Source organism: Subdoligranulum sp. APC924/74, assembly GCF_003324125.1.
In the GTDB taxonomy this organism is placed as follows: domain Bacteria; phylum Bacillota; class Clostridia; order Oscillospirales; family Ruminococcaceae; genus Gemmiger; species Gemmiger qucibialis.
In genome coordinates, this window is the sequence record NZ_PSQF01000017.1 from 26,893 (window position 1) to 42,042 (window position 15,150).

Sequence of the window (15,150 nt, forward strand, 5' to 3'; positions counted from 1 at the left end):
CGGCGTGTGCTCATTATTCCTTTCCGGTTTCCGGGGCGGTCTCAGCGGCGGGGGCTTCGGCCGGCTGTTCAGCCGGGGTTTCGTCCTCCTCGCCATAGTAGCCGGATTCCGGGCGGATGTCAATATTATAGCCGGTCAGGTGGGCGCACAGGCGCACATTCTGGCCCTTGTTGCCAATGGCAAGGCTCAGCTGGTGGTCAGGCACGGTCACGCGGCAGCTCTTGGTTTCGCCGGGCAGCAGCTCCACCTTGACAACCTTTGCCGGGGACAGAGCTGCGGAGATGAACTCGTTGATGTCCTCGCTCCAGCGGATGATATCGATCTTTTCGCCGCCCAGCTCTTCCACGATCTTTTCCACGCGGGAGCCATGGGCGCCGATGCAGGCACCGACGGGGTCAACATCGGGGTTCTTGCTCCACACAGCCATCTTGGTGCGGGCACCAGCCTCACGGGCAATGGCCTTGATCTCAACGGTGCCGTCATAGATTTCGGGCACTTCCAGCTCAAACATGCGCTTGACCAGGCCGGGATGGGTGCGGCTGATGGTCACGCGGGGGCCGCGCTCGGTTGCCAGAACATCGACCACATAAACCTGGACCATCTGGCCTTCGGTAAAGTGTTCGCCGGGCACCTGCTCGTTTTTGGGCAGAACAGCGCTGCCGCCCTTGCCGAGATCCAGCACGATGTTGCCGCGCTCTGCATCCACAGCGGTAACGGTGCCGGTGATGATCTCGTGTGCACGGGACTGCATCTCGCTGCACTGCAGGCTGCGCTCGCCTTCGCGCAGGCCCTGGCGGATCACATGCTTTGCGGTCTGGGCGGCAATGCGGCCAAACTCTTTGGTCTTGAGGGGGGTAACAAGGCGCTGGCCCACTTTATAGGTCTTGCGGATCTTCTGGGCATCTTCCAGGCTGACCTGGGTGTGGGGGTTCTCAACTTCCTCCACAATGTCCTGCAAAAGGCTTGCGCGAAATGCGCCGATGTTGGGGTCGATATCCACAACGACGTTATCGTCCTCGACCTCATAGTCCTTTTTGACAGCAATGACAATGGCGGCCTTGATCTTATCGATCAGGTAGTCTGCCGGCAGTCCGCGTTCCTTTTCCAGTGCGGCCAGTGCGTCAAAAAATTCGTTGTTATTCGTTGCCATGTTAGTCCTCCGTTCAATATCGCTCAAAACAAATCTTCATCGTCACACAGTTTTACATACCCTGCGGCTTTTACCGGGAAGGTATAATCCCCGTCATCGCTTTTCAGCGTCACCATGCCGTCAGCGGAAAGCCCTTCCAGAATGCCCTCCGCATCGCGGCGGCCCTGTTCGTCCGGGCGGATCAGGTGGGCAGCGCATTTCTGGCCTTTCAGCTGTTCATAGTGTTCGGGGCGGGTCAGCCGGCGGCCCAGGCCGGGGCTGCCGACTTCAAGGTAGTAGCTCTGGTCAATGGGGTCAGCCTCGTCCAGAATCGGGTCGATGGCGCGGGAAACCGCCTCGCAGGTGTCCGTGTCCAGCGGCTCGTCGCGGTCGATCAGAACGCGCAGGAACCAGTCCGGGCCTTCTTTTTCAAAGCGGACATCCCACAGGCGCAGGCCGAAACCTTCGACCGTGGGGCGGACAAGTGCTTCCACAACGGCTGCGGCACCGCCGGGCTGATGGTTTTTGCCTTTGGCCATAAAAAATCTCCCTATCATAAAAAGAAAGCGGACCTTTGACAGCCCACTTTCCATAAAATCATCATCGAACAATAAGAATATAGCATACCGCGGCAAAAAATGCAAGGGGTTTGGCTCATTTTGCGCGAAATTGTAACCAAAATATCCCTTTTGGCCGCCTTTTATGTGCCCGGCTCTTGACGGCGCAGCGTGCTTCCGATATAATATCGTTACAAGATATCGTGTTACGATATTGCAGTTTGCTACCAAAGGAGGTGCTGCGCCATGCCGAAACAGGCGCTGGAGAGCCTGACGGAATCTATGTTTTACCTGTTGATGGCCTTGACCCAGGGTGAGCGCTGCGGCACTGAGATCACCGCATTTGCCGCCGAGATCACCGCCGGGCGGGTCAAGATTGGCCCGGCAACGCTGTATACCCTGCTGGGCAAGTTTGAAAAAGAAGGCCTGATTGCCGAAACGTCCGTTCTGGGCTGTAAGCGGTATTATCAGATCACCCCCGCAGGCAGAGCCGCCTATACAGCCGAGTGTACCCGGCTGCAGCTCTGCCTGCAAAACGCGGCCGCGGCGGCGCAGGGCGCTTTTGCCCCTGCTGCCCTGCCGGGAAAGGAGCTTGACGACCATGACCAAAGCACGCTGCAACCCCCTTTGGCAGCCCATCCCCTGCCCACTGTCTGACATTGAGGGGCTGGAAAGCTGGCTGGGCGATATGGCCGCACAGGGGCTTGTGCCTGTAACAATCGGCCAGAACTTTGCCCGCTTCCGCTGCAGTCAGCCAAAAGCCGTGCGCTACCGGCTGAACGCCAAGCCTGCGCCGGAAACATTTTTAGAATCTGCCCCCGGCACCCCGGATGGCGAGGAACGCGCCCTGGCGCAGGAATGCGGCTGGTATTATGTTACCGCCGTGGGAGACTTTTTCCTGTACGCCTGCGAGGATAGTGATGCGCCGGAGCTGAACACCGACCCGCAGGTACAGGCGCTCAGCCTGCGCTATGCCAAGCGGCAGGTATTCGCCCCCGCTGGGCTGCTGGCTTACTGGCTGGTAACGTTTTGGGTGCGGTACGCCATGGGCGTCTGGCACACGCCGGTGATCGACTTTGTGGAGCTGGGCTGGCTGAGCTTCTGCTATCTGGGGCTATTGGCCGTCGCGCTGGTCAGCGTGGTACATAACACCGTGCTGCTGTATCGGTTTTCTGCCCGGTTAACGCGCGGTGCGGAGCCGGAGCGTCACAAAAACTGGCGTAAGGGTGCCGGGCGGTATCTGGTTGGGCGGGTGCTGGCGGCGCTGCTGTTTGTGCTGACCATTGTGTGGACCTTTGCCGGTTCTGCCATGGAAAAGAGCCGGCACGGCAGCATTCCGCTGGAAGATTACACCGCTCCCCTGCCGTTTGCCGCCCTGGACGATTACGCCGGGCAGCCCACCGCGCTGGATGCCGACGCCGCCCCCGCGGCCAGTTTTGTGCTGGTGCAGCGGTTGCCGCTGGCCCCGACCTTTATCAAATATGAAGCCCACGGCCAGGCCGGCGCGAATGGGCTGCGTGGTGCATTATATGTAGAGTATTACGAATGTATCACCCCGCAGCTGGCCCAGACGATGTACCGCGAAGGCAAAGCCAACGGGCTGCACAACTTTCCCGAAACCGCCGCCGATGCTGCCAACGGTTTCATCTACTGCCGCACGCTGGTGGACGGCAATAAAGTGCTGCGGGTGCTGCTGTTCCAGTACCAGGAGGAACAGATTCCCTTGCAGGAGCTTGAAGCGATCTGCAAAAGCGGATTTGCTGCATCGGGTGAATCAGCTTAAACCTGCTAAACCGGCAAGATTTTCTTTGTTTTTTCTATATAAACAGCGCCGCCGCCCTACCTTGCTGCGTGGGGCGGCGGCGCTTTGCTGTTATAATTTTATGTTATGGCTGTAGCATCTGCTTTGCCGTATCAGAATGCCCATTCACCGTTGGTGAAGATGGTCACTTCTTTGCCGTCCTTGGTGGTGCCGATGACGTTGGTATCCGGCGCGCCGATCATGACATCCTCATGGATAGCGGAATCGTTCAGGCCCTTGGCCAGCAGCTCGGTGCGGTTCATCTTGCTGCCGCCCTTGATGTTGGTGGGATAGCCAGCGCCAAAGGCAATGTGGCAGGCGGCATTTTCATCAAACAAGGTGTTGTAGAACAGCACGCCGCTCTGGTTGATGGGGCTGGATGCCGGAACCAGGGCGATTTCGCCAATGCGGCAGGCGTTTTCGTCGGTGGAAAGCAGCTCAGCCAGCAGGCTGGCGTTCTTCTCCGCGCCATGCTCAACAACTTTGCCGTCCTTGAAGGTCACATGCCAGCCCTCAATCAGCTGGCCGTTGTACACATAGGGCTTGGTGCCGTACACAATGCCGTTCACCCGTTCGCGGTGGGGTGCGCAGAACACTTCCTCGGTGGGCACGTTGGCGATAAAGTCGGTGCCGTTTTCCGCCTTGCTGGAAGCCCCCTCCCAGGTGGCATCATCTGCCAGGCCAACGGTCAGGTCGGTGCCGTTGGAGCTGGTCATGTGGATATGGTCCAGGTTCCAGGCGTTCAGCTGGTCGCGGTGGCGGCGGCCTTCGGCCACATGGGCTTTCCAGGCGCTGACAGGGTCGCCGGTGGAAACGCGGCAGACATCAAAGATGAGTGCCCACAGCTTTTCCATCGCTTCCTCCACCGGGATGCCGGGGAACACTTTTGCGGCCCAGGACGGTGCCGGAACAGCGGCCACACACCACTGTACACGGTCGTTCATCGTGTATTCCTGCCAGGGTTTCAGGAATTTGCGGCGGGCCAGGTTGACGCGGTTGATCTTGGCGGCATCCAGCCCGGCCAGTGCTTCGGGGTCAGCGGCGTGGATTGCCAGGGTGCAGCAGCCATCCGGGTCCTCGGCATAGTCCAGGTAGCTGCGCAGCTCATAGGGCTTCATGGCAGCCAGGTCTTCCTCTTTGGCATACTCATAATGCAGGCGGTTGAGTTTGTCATCCTCCCAACGCACGATGCAGTTTTTAGCACCGGCTTCATACCCGGCTTTGACGCAGGCATGGCCGAACTCCGGCATGGTGACCGGGCAGCGGATGATAAAATTCTGGCGCGGCTGAACATTGACACCGACTTTGACGATAAAATCGGCATACAGCTGAAGATAATGCTGGTTCATAAGGCATTCTCCTTTTTGTTGGCGCGGCTTTGGATTTTTAAGGCCATACCGCATAATTCTAAGTGCCGATACGGCGAGCGAGGTGCGGCAGATGCTAAGCCAAAAGCGCAGATAATACTGGATGTCTTATCGAGCATTTTGGCAACGCAGATGCCGTGCCGCAGCCGCCGGAGCGGTGCTTAAGCCGTAAGGCGGGAATTATGCGGTGCTGCCTTAAGGTCCACCCCAGAGCACGCGTGTTTTGTATTCTGTGCCCAGTATACCGCATCTTCCCGGTTCTGAAAACCCCCGGATATAACAAAGTTATTACTTGCGTATAAAAAAGTGCTTACCCGTGATAAACAGTAGTGAATAGAGAATAAAGAATCATGTCGGTGCGCCGCCGCGGCGGCACAAATAAAATAGGCAGATTGCTCTGGCCGGAACGCTTTTTGCCGGAGTGACTGGCCTGATTCAAATGTGACGCGGTGGGCGTCACACAAGCATTATTCTTTATTCATTGTTTTTTATTGTTCAGCTCCCTCACATCACATATCGGTCTGCCCTTACCTTGTGAGTATTCGTGTCCTCAGTGGGCTTGCCGCTGTCGTCGGAGATAACGCCCACATCTTTGGCTACCAGCTGCACAGCACCTTTTTGTGCGGCGGTGCACTGTACCATGCCGCATTCCAACAGCATCAGCTTTGCGGCAATCAGTTCCGGTTCCAGTTCCGGGGTCAGCGCCACCATGCCGCACTCTTTTACGCAAAGGCCGTCCGGGGCCTCCAGCATCCAATAGTCCACCTGTACCCTGCCCTGGCCCTGCAACAGTCTGCCACGCACTGTCTGAACTTTCTCTGCCTGCACACAGCTGGCGGAAAATGCTTTCTCCTGTGCGGCGGGCACCAGGGCGGTGCCGGTCACTTTGCAGTATTCCAGCTGGGGCAGCAGGGCGGCGCTTTCCGCCGTCAGGGTCAGCCTGCCATCCACATACAGTTTGTTGCCCTTGCGGCGGATCAGCGCGGCGGTCAGTTCGGCATCATCCTTGAGGTAGGCTGTTCCGTCCGGCACAATTTCCAGGTCGGTATCATCCTCAAACAGCGGGGCGGCCTGTGTGGCAAGGCTTTGGGCCAAAATTGCCCTGGGCGTATCGAACCGCACGCCCTGCTTTGCCAGGGCAGCGACATCCAGCGCGGGGTCCAGCATCACAACACAGCGGGCCGCCCAGTACAGGGCCGGTTTGGCCCGCAGGGCAAAAGTGCTGTCCAGCACGGCGGTGTTTTTCAGTTGCACTGCACCGTCCGGCCAGGTGATGATCTGCCCGTTCACTGCCACATTGCCCAGCTTTCCGCTCAGGCTGCGCGGGCAGTATACCTGCCCGTTTACCGTAATCTGCAGATACCGCGCCAGCACTTCGGCCGAGCCGGAAGCAATTTTCAGTTCGCCGTTCACCGTCAGCACTGTGTCTGCTTCGGGTACATCGCAGGGGGTGACCTCCGCCACGCCGTTCACACTGCGCAGGGCAATATTCGGGTTGTCCGTTGCCAGGTCACATTTTAAGGTAACGGGATAACGAGCAATCAGCTCTTTTGCGCGGTCGTTCAGCACCACCACATTGGCCCGCACTTCAATGACATCATAGGCGGCAAGGGTTTCTTCTTTCACGTTACGCAGGTCGCAAAAGTTTGCTTTAATCAGTAGTTTATTCGGCATCGTTTATTCCTCCATCAATAATTGGCTTAAGTATCGGCGGGCTTTGGCCAGCCGGGTGCGCACGGTGGCAGGCGGCAAACCGTACATTTTTCCCAGTTCCGCTGCGGTGTAGCCTTCCAGGTAGCGCTTGCGGAATAGCTCCTGCTCCGCCGGGGTCAGCAATTTCAACAGGCGGCGGGCTTCCGCTTCGGCAAAATCCGGATCCGGCGTTTCCGGTTCTGGCTCCAGCTCCGGCAGGGCGGCGGCTTCCCGCGCGGTACGGCGCATGGCATCCACAAACAAGTTGCGCGCCGTGCGGTACAGCCAGGCCCGGCGCTGGCTAGGGCCAAGGTCCTGCAATGTACCAATATTCTGCCATGCGCGCAGGAACACTTCCTGCACCATATCCTGCGCGGCCACATCACTGCGGCACAGCCCGCGGCAATAGGCGGTCAGCTCCGCGCGGTGGGCGCAAAACAGTTCTTCCAGCATGGGTTCTCCTTTGGGTCAGGCCGTGGGGCGCGGCCCGATTTTATCTCCAGTTTCTATCCACGATAATAATTTTGATGCTGCACATGGGGCATTCTCCTTTGTTTGTTTTTGCAAGGCCTTACACTGGGATAACGAACCGGGAGGGCAAAGTGTTTCAGCATTTGAAAAAAATATTTGTTCTGAACGTATTGTACCATGCCGGCGCCCGGCCCGCCAGCACTGCCCGCATAAACCGACGGCGCGCCGCATACCGTTGAAAAAACGGTTGGGAGGGCATGTTCTATGAAAGGTGACCCCGAAGAGCGCGCCGTGCAGATTGGGCGGTATCTGGTGCAAAGCGGCGCTACCGTGCGGGCGGCAGCGCAGGTGTTCGGCGTGAGCAAAAGTACCGTGTGGAAGGACCAGTGCCGCCTGCAGCACCTGGCCCCCGGCCTTTGGCAGGAGGTACGCGCCGTGCTGCTGTATAACAAAGCCCAGCGCCACCTGCGCGGCGGCGAAGCCACCCGCTGCAAATACCTGCACGCACAGCACAACCATGCGGATTAGGGGTTGCACCACAGCCCGCGCAACGGTATAATAGAAGCAAAAAATAAGGGCATGGGATCCATGCCTGCCGGAAGGTTGTGTATACAGCATGAAACGCAAGGATTACATCAGCTGGGACGAATACTTTATGGGTATTGCCATTTTGTCCGCCATGCGCTCCAAGGATGATTCCAGCCAGGTAGGGGCCTGCATTGTCAGCCCGGAAAACAAGATCCTTTCCCTTGGCTACAACGGCATGCCCATCGGCTGCAATGATGACGATATGCCCTGGGACCGCGAAGGTGACGAACTGGAAACCAAATACATGTACGTCTGCCATGCGGAGCTGAACGCCATTTTGAACAGTGCTCACAGCGATCTGCGCGGTTCACGGGTGTATGTGACGCTGTTCCCCTGCAACGAGTGCGCCAAGGCCATCATTCAGAGCGGCATCCGGGAAATCATCTATCTTTCGGATAAATACCATGATACCAACGCCAGCATTGCTTCGCGGCGGCTGTTCAACATGGCGGGGGTCAAGTACCGTGCTTACCATCCGCACGGGCGTGAAATCAGTTTTGAAGTATAAAGAACAACGAGGCAGGAAAGCATGAAATGCATAATCATTGGCATTGCCGGCGGCACCGGAAGCGGCAAAACCACCCTGACGGAGCGCCTGCGGGACCATTTTGGCGCGGATGAAGTGAGCGTGCTCAACCACGACAGCTACTATAAGCGGCATGACGAGCTGCCGTATGAAGAGCGCTGCAAGCTGAACTATGACCACCCGGATTCCTTTGATACCGAGCTGCTGGTGCAGCACCTGCAGGCTTTGCGCCGCGGCGAAAGCGTGAAGGTTCCGGTATATGATTACACGATCCACAACCGCAGCGATAAGACCATTACGGTACATCCGGCCCCGGTCATCATTGTGGAAGGCATCCTGATTTTTGCCAGCCAGGAGCTGTGCGATATGATGGATATGAAAGTGTTTGTGGATACCGATGCCGATGTGCGCATTCTGCGCCGCATTGTACGCGATGTTAAGGAGCGCGGCCGCACGCTGGACAGCGTGGTGAACCAGTACCTGACCACCGTTAAGCCGATGCACGAGCAGTTTGTGGAGCCCAGCAAACGCAAAGCCGATTTGATCGTGCCCGAAGGCGGCCGCAACATGGTGGCACTGGATATGCTGATCAAGTGGGTGGCCACCCATCTAAGCACGGTGCGGCAGTAAATAGAATATGTTTTTTCGCAGCACACGGGATTTGGGGAGAGCGTGTGCTGCGTTTTTGTTTTTATGATGGGTAAGGTACAGTTTGGTTCAAGGTACCCGCGGGACGATGTGAGCATCGTCCCCTACAGATGATTTACAAGCTTGAGGCGAATTTGCCGTGTACAATGCAGCAGGGTTCGTCTGCGGCGGGGTGAGGTCACCCCGCCCTACAGAGCATTTTTGTGTTTGCTGCACATTATAAAATGGTTCGTCGGGAATGGTCGGGACCGTTCCCGAGCCTAGCTATATATGCCATAATGAAATTTGCCGCAAGGCCCGCCCGGGACGTCGAGGACGCCGTCCCCTACTGTGGGGCAGGGCATATTATAGATTCCAGATTTTCAAATATCCCAAAGTTTCGGTGTGGTCAGGTGACCACGCCCTACCGGTTGTTTCATCCTCCATCTCACATTTCCAATAGCCTCAAACCCCATATTTTCTGAGCGGCGCACCGCGCCGCAGTCCCCCACCATTATTCTTTATTATTTATTCTTTATTCATTCAAACAGCCTCCTTCAACTCCTAACTTCTAACTTTTCTTTTTCTCTTTTTCCCAAAAAGTTTTCCCCATTCTCGTCATTTTGTTCAAATCCCAAAAATTCATCTTGACACAGAATGTGAAACCTGCTAGAATCCATATTGTTATCAATTCACAAATGCAATGATGGGGAAAAAGCAATCTCCTTTCAGCTTCAGAGAGCCGCCGGTTGGTGCAAGGCGGTGCGGAAGGTTTTGCGTCACTGGCCCCTGAGCAGCTGCGCTGAGCGCTTTGCGTTAGGTGCAGCCGGAACCTGACCGTTATCTTGCAGGAGCGATTCACTGTTTGCTTTCTATAAAACAGCCGATCGTGCAGAGCGGCCGCCCCCTGGCGGCAATGAGAGTGGTACCGCGGGTATTTGTAAAATTTACATCCCGTCTCTCAAAGGTAAAAACGCCTTTGAGAGACGGGATTTTTATTTTGTCCGGTTTTCAGGGGCAGACAAACTTTGATGGAGGCAATAAAAAATGATGGACGCAACAAAGTATCATGTAGGTTATTATCCCCCGCCGGTTGAGCCCGGCCATGTCTATGAATGGCCCCAGAAAGACCATATCGAAAAGGCTCCCGCCTGGTGCAGCGTAGACCTGCGCGATGGCAACCAGAGCTTGATCGTTCCCATGAATCTGGAAGAAAAGCTTGAATTTTATGATATGCTCATCAGGATCGGCTTTAAGGAGATTGAGGTCGGCTTCCCGGCAGCGTCCGAGACCGAGTACGACTTCCTGCGCGCCTTGATCGATGGCAACCGCATCCCGAACGACGTCACCGTTCAGGTGCTGACCCAGTGCCGTGACCATATCATCCGTAAAACATTTGAGGCCGTTAAGGGTGCGCCGCGCGCCATCATCCACTTTTATAACTCCACCAGCGTTGCCCAGCGCGAGCAGGTGTTCAAAAAGAGCAAGGAAGAGATCAAGCAAATCGCTGTTGACGGCGCAAAGCTGGTTAAAAAGCTGAGCGAAGAATACGAGGGCAACTTCCTGTTTGAATACAGCCCCGAAAGCTTTACCGGCACCGAGCCGGAATACGCCGTTGAGGTTTGCAACGCCGTATTGGATGTGATGCAGCCCACCCCGGACCGCCCGATGATCATCAATCTGCCGGTCACGGTGGAAATGAGCATGCCGCACATTTACGCCAACCAGATTGAATGGTGCTCCAAGCACCTCAAGTACCGCGACAGCGTGATCCTGTCCACCCACCCCCACAACGACCGCGGCTGCGGCGTGGCAGATGCCGAGCTGGCTGTTCTGGCCGGTGCCCAGCGCATTGAATGCTGCCTGTTCGGCAACGGCGAGCGCACCGGCAACGTGGATGCCATCACCCTGGCCATGAATATGTACAGCCACGGCGTGGACCCGCACCTCGACTTCAGCAACATGCCGGCCATCTGCGAAACGTATGAACGCGTGACCCGCATGCATGTGTACGAGCGCAGCCCGTATGCCGGTTCCCTGGTGTTTGCTGCGTTCAGCGGCAGCCACCAGGACGCCATTGCCAAGGGCATGACCTGGCGCAAGGAGCATAACCTGCACGAGTGGACCTGCCCGTACATCCCCATTGACCCGCATGACATTGGCCGCACTTACGATGCCGACGTCATCCGCATCAACAGCCAGAGCGGCAAGGGCGGCATCGGCTTCCTGCTGCAGCAGAATTACGGCTACAATCCCCCGCCGCGCATGCGGGAAGACCTTGGCTACCGCGTAAAGGATGTATCCGACCACGAGCACAAAGAGCTGAGCGTCCAGGAAGTGCTGTATGTGTTCGAGCGCGCTTACCTGAACAACAAGACCCCGCTGAATGTTCCGGAAGCACACTTTACCCAGAACCCGGATTCCACCATTACCGCCCATATTACCGTGGCTAACGGCAGCAACGCCCCCGTTACCTGCGATGCTGTCGGCAACGGCCGTCTGGATGCTGTGGCCAACGCCATCGAGCAGACCACCGGCATGCACTTCACCCTGGTGCATTACAGCGAGCACGCACTGGACAACGATACCGACTCCCGCGCTTGCTGCTATGTGGGCCTGAAATGGGCATCCGGCAAGGAGACCTGGGGCTGCGGCACCCACACCGACATCATCGTTGCCGGTATCCGCGCGCTGGTCAGTGCAATCAATAACCAGTAAGGTTGCAAATAAAAAAGAATAGAGAATAATTAAAAATGATGGTGTGCCTGCGGCACGGTTTGGATATGATGTGCGACACGTCCCGCTGTGCCTGCCTCCGGGTTATCGTTTATCTCCGTTTTTGAGCGGCGCTTGTGTGCCGCGGTCCACCACCATTATTCTTTATTCATTATTACTTATTCTTTAATTTGTAAGATATACGTCAGAGCAAAAGGAGCAGAAATCTATGGGAATGACCATGACACAGAAGATCCTCGCTGCGCATTGCGGCGAAGCTTCGGTAACGGCCGGGCAGCTCATCAATGCCAAGTTGGACATTGTGCTTGGCAACGATATTACCACCCCGGTTGCCATCAATGAGTTCGAGAAAGCCGGGTTCAACTCGGTGTTTGATAAAACCCGCGTGAACATTGTGCTGGACCACTTTGTGCCCAACAAGGATATCAAGAGTGCCCAGCAGTCCAAGCAGTGCCGTGAGTTTGCCAACAAATACGATATCCTCAACTTTTATGATGTCGGCCAGATGGGTGTTGAACATGCCCTGCTGCCCGAAAAGGGCATTGTGACCGCCGGTGACTGCATCATTGGTGCCGACAGCCACACCTGCACGTACGGTGCGGTGGGCGCGTTTTCCACCGGCGTTGGCTCCACCGATATGGCCGCCGGTATGGCAACCGGCATGGCATGGTTCAAGGTGCCTGCCGCCATCAAGGTTGAGCTGAAAGGTGCCATCCACGCCCCTGTGTGCGGCAAGGACGTGATCCTGCACCTGATCGGCGAGATCGGCGTTTCCGGCGCGCTGTACAAGAGCCTGGAATTTGTGGGCGAGGGCGTTAAGAGCCTGACCATGGAGGATCGCCTGTGCATCTGCAACATGGCCATTGAAGCCGGTGCCAAAAACGGCATCTTCCCGGTGGACGAAGCCTGCGAAGCATACCTGAAGGGCCGCAGCCAGCGCCCCTGGACCAAATACGAAGCCGACCCCGATGCCGAATATGAGCGCACCGTGGTGATCGATTTGGATACCCTGGAGCCTACCGTCAGCTACCCCCACCTGCCGGAGAACACCCACCTTGCCAAGGAGGGTGCCGACATCAAGATTGACCAGGTAGTGATCGGTTCCTGCACCAACGGCCGCATTGAGGATATGGAAGCCGCTTACAACGTGCTGAAAGGCAAGCACATTGCCAAGGGTGTGCGCGGCATCATCATTCCCGCCACGATGGCTGTTTACAAAGAGTGCATCCTGCGCGGCTACACCGAAGCGTTTATTGATGCCGGCTGCATTGTTTCCACCCCCACCTGCGGCCCCTGCCTGGGCGGCTACATGGGTATTCTGGCCGAGTACGAGCGCTGCGTTTCCACCACCAACCGCAACTTTGTCGGCCGCATGGGGCACGTTACCTCTGAAATTTATCTGGCAAGCCCCGCCACCGCCGCCGCCAGCGCACTGACCGGCCACATCACTGACCCCAGGGAGGTAGAAGCATGAACGCAAAAGGACCTGTTTTTAAGTACGGTGACAACATTGACACCGATGTGATCATTCCCGCCCGTTACCTGAACACGCAGAGCCCCGCCGAGCTGGCCGCCCACTGCATGGAGGACATTGACAAAACCTTTGTGACCCGTGTAAAGGCCGGTGACATTATGGTTGGCGGCGAAAACTTCGGCTGCGGTTCTTCCCGCGAGCATGCCCCCGTTGCCATCAAGGCCGCCGGCATTGACTGCGTGATTGCCAAGAGCTTTGCCCGTATCTTCTACCGCAACGCCATCAACATCGGCCTGCCCATTCTGGAATGCCCCGCCGCCAGCGAGGCCATCAACGAGAGCGATGTGGTTGCCATCAACTTTGACACCGGCGTGATCACTGATGAAACCACCGGCCAGACCTTCCAGGCTGCGCCGTTCCCGCCGTTTATCCAGAAGATCATCAAGGCCGGCGGCCTGATGAAGAGCATCCAGGAGGGAAAGTAAGATGCAGAAAAACATTGCCCTGATTTATGGCGACTGCTCCAGCCCGGAGATCGTGACCCAGGCAGTGCGCGTGCTGGACAAAGTTGCTGAAAAGTTTGGCCACACCTTTACCTACACCCGCGCTTACATGGGCGGCGAAGCCATTGACAAGTTTGGCGATCCCCTGCCCCAGAGCGAGCTGGACAAGTGCCTTGCCTCGGATTCCGTTCTGCTTGGCGCCGTCGGCGGCCCCAAGTGGGAGGGCATGGCCGGTGACAAGCGCCCGGAAAAAGGCCTGCTGCGCCTGCGCGCCGGTATGGGCCTGTACGCCAACAACCGCCCGGCCAGGATCTGGCCCCAGCTGGCGGATGCTTCCCCGCTGAAGAAAGAGATCGTGGACAAAGGCATCGACTTTATTGTGGTGCGTGAGCTGATTGGCGGCGTGTATTTTGGCGAGCACAAAACCATTGAGCAGAACGGCGAAAAAGTTGCGATTGACAGCATGCCCTACTCGGAGCACGAGATCGAGCGCATTGGCCGCATTGGCTTTGAAACTGCCATGAAGCGCCGCAAAAAGCTGACCTGTGTGGATAAAGCCAACGTGCTGGATACCAGCCGCCTGTGGCGTGCCGTGATGCATCGCCTGCAGGCCGAGTACCCCGAAGTGGAGTACAGCGAGATGTTTGTGGACAACTGCGCCATGCAGATCTGCAAGAACCCCAGCCAGTTTGACGTGATTGTGACCGAGAACATGTTTGGCGATATTCTGAGCGACGAAGCCAGCGAGATCACCGGCAGCATTGGCATGGTGCCGTCCTCTTCCCTGGGTGCCACCACCTGCGGTCTGTACGAGCCCATCCATGGTTCTGCCCCGGACATTGCCGGGCAGGATGTGGTCAACCCGATTGCCTGCATCCTTTCCGCCGCCATGATGCTGCGCTACAGCTTTGGCATGGCCGCTGAGGCTGACGCCATTGAAAGCGCCGTGAACGCCGTGCTGGACGCCGGCCTGCGCACCGCTGACATGATGGCCGACGGCTGCACCAAGGTTGGCTGCACCGCCATGGGTGACGCCATTTTGGAGCGCATCTGATTGGTTTTACGGGGGTTGTTTTATTCCTTCTTTGAAAAGAAGGAACCGAAGAAACTTTAATCATATAATACCAATAATATAAGATAAAAGTCCGGTACAAGTTTTTTGGCTTGTACCGGGCTTTTGGTTTTGGGGAGATATTCGTGTGAAGGCAAGCTGTAGGGCGGCCAGTCCCCTGGCCGCCGGGGGATGGGCTTGGGATTTTGGTATTCACCTTAGTCTCCCCCATTCTGTAGGGCGTGGTCACCCGACCACGCCGGACCTGCACCTTACCACACTCTACAAATTCATAATGCTCTTTCCATAACTTGTAGGGGACGGCGTCCTCGACGCCCCGGACGGATATATATATTTATCGGGGAATCGCAGGCAATTATGCCGCATATCGGGATTTGCTATAAAATTTCTTTACGCCATATATGGTTAGGCCACGGAACGGTCACTGCGCCCGCAGGCGCGTTTCGGAGGCCAACCGGGGCAACGCCCCGGCTCTTAGACCGGAGATAGACCGTTCCCTACCGAATACTTTACAGCGGGGAATCATTATTTAAGGCAATACCGCATAATTCTAAGTGCCGATACGGCGAGCGAGGTGCGGCAGATGCTAAGCCAAAAGCGCAGATAA

General features: G+C 56.9%; 14 protein-coding genes and 1 other annotated feature. Of the genes, 9 read left to right on the plus strand and 5 right to left on the minus strand.

Translation table 11 applies throughout. The features are described 5' to 3' along the window. Positions 1–13: 13 nt before the first annotated feature. Together nusA and rimP are read right to left on the minus strand one after the other, a co-directional pair. Positions 14–1,150 (minus strand): transcription termination factor NusA, encoded by a 1,137-nt coding sequence (gene nusA, locus C4885_RS06540; protein WP_113999568.1) that lies wholly within the window; start codon positions 1,148–1,150, stop codon positions 14–16. Positions 1,151–1,173: 23 nt separating this feature from the next. After that, positions 1,174–1,668, minus strand: coding sequence for a ribosome maturation factor RimP (rimP, locus tag C4885_RS06545; protein WP_113999569.1), 495 nt, complete (start codon positions 1,666–1,668; stop codon positions 1,174–1,176). A 264-nt stretch (positions 1,669–1,932) separates the two neighbouring features. Here rimP and C4885_RS06550 point away from each other — a divergent pair, with 264 nt between their 5' ends. Continuing rightward, on the plus strand, positions 1,933–2,343 hold the full coding sequence (locus C4885_RS06550; RefSeq protein WP_113999570.1) for a PadR family transcriptional regulator: 411 nt from the start codon (positions 1,933–1,935) through the stop codon (positions 2,341–2,343). Beyond that, positions 2,288–3,469 carry a DUF2812 domain-containing protein gene (locus C4885_RS06555; RefSeq protein WP_113999571.1) on the plus strand — a complete coding sequence of 394 codons (1,182 nt, stop codon included), beginning with the start codon at positions 2,288–2,290 and terminating at the stop codon, positions 3,467–3,469. The genes C4885_RS06550 and C4885_RS06555 overlap by 56 nt, the downstream gene beginning before the upstream one ends. 131 nt (positions 3,470–3,600) lie before the next feature. Here the strand turns inward: C4885_RS06555 and C4885_RS06560 are convergent, their stop codons facing one another. The 3 genes from C4885_RS06560 to C4885_RS06570 all read right to left on the minus strand — a co-directional run bounded on the left by C4885_RS06560 (position 3,601) and on the right by C4885_RS06570 (position 6,999). Beyond that, positions 3,601–4,836: an aminopeptidase gene (locus C4885_RS06560; protein WP_113999572.1), complete on the minus strand. Its 1,236-nt coding sequence runs from the start codon at positions 4,834–4,836 to the stop codon at positions 3,601–3,603. A gap of 522 nt (positions 4,837–5,358) precedes the next feature. Beyond that, positions 5,359–6,528 (minus strand): hypothetical protein, encoded by a 1,170-nt coding sequence (locus tag C4885_RS06565; RefSeq protein ID WP_113999573.1) that lies wholly within the window; start codon positions 6,526–6,528, stop codon positions 5,359–5,361. Positions 6,529–6,531: 3 nt separating this feature from the next. After that, a complete protein-coding gene (locus C4885_RS06570) occupies positions 6,532–6,999 on the minus strand; it encodes an RNA polymerase sigma factor (RefSeq protein ID WP_113999574.1) in 468 nt (155 codons plus the stop codon). A 282-nt stretch (positions 7,000–7,281) separates the two neighbouring features. On the opposite strand from C4885_RS06570, the gene C4885_RS06575 reads away from it, so the two are divergent. The 7 genes from C4885_RS06575 (at position 7,282) to leuB (ending at position 14,525) form a co-directional block, all read left to right on the plus strand. Continuing rightward, positions 7,282–7,545 (plus strand): sporulation transcriptional regulator SpoIIID, encoded by a 264-nt coding sequence (locus C4885_RS06575; RefSeq protein ID WP_113999575.1) that lies wholly within the window; start codon positions 7,282–7,284, stop codon positions 7,543–7,545. Positions 7,546–7,633: 88 nt separating this feature from the next. Next, on the plus strand, positions 7,634–8,113 hold the full coding sequence (locus C4885_RS06580; protein WP_113999576.1) for a dCMP deaminase family protein: 480 nt from the start codon (positions 7,634–7,636) through the stop codon (positions 8,111–8,113). Positions 8,114–8,134: 21 nt separating this feature from the next. Next, positions 8,135–8,761: a uridine kinase gene (gene udk / locus C4885_RS06585; protein ID WP_113999577.1), complete on the plus strand. Its 627-nt coding sequence runs from the start codon at positions 8,135–8,137 to the stop codon at positions 8,759–8,761. 691 nt (positions 8,762–9,452) lie between these two features. After that, positions 9,453–9,723 (plus strand) — a binding site (T-box leader). 82 nt (positions 9,724–9,805) lie between these two features. Next, a complete protein-coding gene (locus C4885_RS06595) occupies positions 9,806–11,476 on the plus strand; it encodes a 2-isopropylmalate synthase (RefSeq protein ID WP_113999579.1) in 1,671 nt (556 codons plus the stop codon). A 226-nt stretch (positions 11,477–11,702) separates the two neighbouring features. Then, entirely contained in the window at positions 11,703–12,968 is a 1,266-nt protein-coding gene (gene leuC / locus C4885_RS06600) for a 3-isopropylmalate dehydratase large subunit (RefSeq protein WP_113999580.1), read from the plus strand. After that, the gene (gene leuD, locus C4885_RS06605) at positions 12,965–13,453 is read left to right on the plus strand and encodes a 3-isopropylmalate dehydratase small subunit (protein ID WP_113999581.1); all 489 of its coding nucleotides are present in this window, start codon (positions 12,965–12,967) and stop codon (positions 13,451–13,453) included. The genes leuC and leuD overlap by 4 nt, the downstream gene beginning before the upstream one ends. 1 nt (position 13,454) lies before the next feature. Beyond that, the gene (gene leuB, locus C4885_RS06610) at positions 13,455–14,525 is read left to right on the plus strand and encodes a 3-isopropylmalate dehydrogenase (protein ID WP_113999582.1); all 1,071 of its coding nucleotides are present in this window, start codon (positions 13,455–13,457) and stop codon (positions 14,523–14,525) included. Positions 14,526–15,150: the final 625 nt, after the last annotated feature.